Source organism: Vibrio sp. 05-20-BW147 (genome assembly GCF_013369385.1).
GTDB classification, from domain to species: domain Bacteria; phylum Pseudomonadota; class Gammaproteobacteria; order Enterobacterales; family Vibrionaceae; genus Vibrio; species Vibrio floridensis.
The window spans coordinates 1-1487 of the sequence record NZ_SZTO01000061.1 but is presented as its reverse complement, the minus strand read 5'-3'; the positions used below and the strand labels follow the sequence as shown (position 1 = coordinate 1487).

Genomic DNA, 1487 nt, shown 5'->3' with positions numbered 1-1487 from the left:
TATTTTCTTGCAGTTACGATAACCGAAAGTGAGTTACGCGAAATTCAGTTTGGCGATGAGGGGCAATATTGGAAGCTTATGGACATAGAAACGTACTTAGCCCTCCCAGACGCTGTGCCATCGAATCAGCAAAGAATAAGAGGCTATCTCAACCTATGAGTTCGTATTGCTAACAAAGCGTTCAAGAGGGATTCATGCCGCGTGGCATTTTTGGTATGCGGTGATTTTGGGTGGTGAAAGTGTCTGCGGAAAGTTGGTTTAGGCGGCATTCACCCCTTAACGCAGCGTTATAAGCTTCCATTAAAAATTAGTCTGGAGAGTATCTTGTTTGTAACTCGTCAAGCTGAAATTGAAGATTACGATTTCTTGTTTAACCTCAAGAAAGTGGCGGAATATGAACCAATAAAAGCTATCTTTGGCTGGGATGAAAATGTTCAAATTGAAATCCATCGTAGTGAGTGGGAAGAATCTAAGCCAACTATCATTGAGGTTAACGGCTTTCGTGTTGGTAGCTACCTAGTACAATATAAATCTGACCATTTGTATTTTGGTCGTTTTTTCTTGCTACCAGAATATCAAGGTAATGGTATCGGTAGCCAAGTTTTGAGTACGGTTATCCAACTTGCACAAGAAAAGTCTTTACCGATTAAGCTCTGCTATTTACAAGGAAATCGAGTAGGGCAACTGTATAAAAGGTTTGGGTTTGAAGTAACCGCTCAAGATAGTCAGTTTGTGCACATGTTGAAGCCACGCTTATAACAAAGCATTTAAGACGGATTCCCAACGCTCGGCATTTTTGGTTTGCTTCAATTTTAGTGATTACGGCACAATACTTTAAGTTCAGTGGTCTGCGTTGCTCACCACTTAATGCGGCGTTATGGCTTCTTTCAAAAGTTACACTGGTTGGATGAACAGTGTTTATTGTTTGTGTTCTATTCGTTGTGTAAAGTATTGTTTTTACTTTAATCAAAGAGGGCATAATGAATGCGTGAATCCTTACGCTGTAAAGTGCTAGATGTTTGTGCTAAGAAAATCGCACAAAAGGGTGAGAATGTTGGTGTTTCATTTTATGCATTTTTCGCTAATAAAAACGACGATCCAATGTTGTTAATGGAAGCAGCTACTTGGTGGATTCAAACTCACCAGCTAGATCACTTCGAAAAAGCCAACAAAATCATAGAAATGATTAAATCAGGCAAGTAAAGAACACCTTAAGTCCAAGCCATAACAAGGCGTTTAAGAGGGATTCATGCCGCGTGGCATTTTTGGTTTGCGGTTGGTTTTGGTGATGAAAGTGGTATGCGGAAGGTTGGTTTGTGCGGCACTCACCCCTTAACGCAGCGTTAGTTTGCAAGAGGAAAAACGCAGCTATATCGCAAGTTCTAGTGGTAAAAGCTCAAGGTCGAAATTGTCGTATCGGCGTTCAATTTCAGTGTTAACTAGTGTGGTGAAAACCCAAAATTGGCATTGTTTCAACGGTTGATTTG

At 40.5% G+C, this 1487-nt stretch carries 3 protein-coding genes; all 3 read left to right on the top strand.

All coding sequences use genetic code 11. From position 1 onward, the window contains the following. Positions 1-321 precede the first annotated feature (321 nt). The gene (locus FC652_RS19815; protein ID WP_176299870.1) at positions 322-759 is read left to right on the top strand and encodes a GNAT family N-acetyltransferase; all 438 of its coding nucleotides are present in this window, start codon (positions 322-324) and stop codon (positions 757-759) included. A gap of 225 nt (positions 760-984) precedes the next feature. Continuing rightward, positions 985-1203 carry a DUF6500 family protein gene (locus FC652_RS19810; RefSeq protein WP_017420731.1) on the top strand — a complete coding sequence of 73 codons (219 nt, stop codon included), beginning with the start codon at positions 985-987 and terminating at the stop codon, positions 1201-1203. Between the two features lie 21 nt (positions 1204-1224). Next, positions 1225-1347 carry a DUF3265 domain-containing protein gene (locus FC652_RS19805; protein WP_072605996.1) on the top strand — a complete coding sequence of 41 codons (123 nt, stop codon included), beginning with the start codon at positions 1225-1227 and terminating at the stop codon, positions 1345-1347. Positions 1348-1487: the final 140 nt, after the last annotated feature.

Excerpts from the sequence above, each read along its gene's own strand:
- FC652_RS19810 (WP_017420731.1), top strand. The coding sequence starts at position 985 with ATGCGTGAATCCTTACGCTGTAAAGTGCTAGATGTTTGTGCTAAGAAA.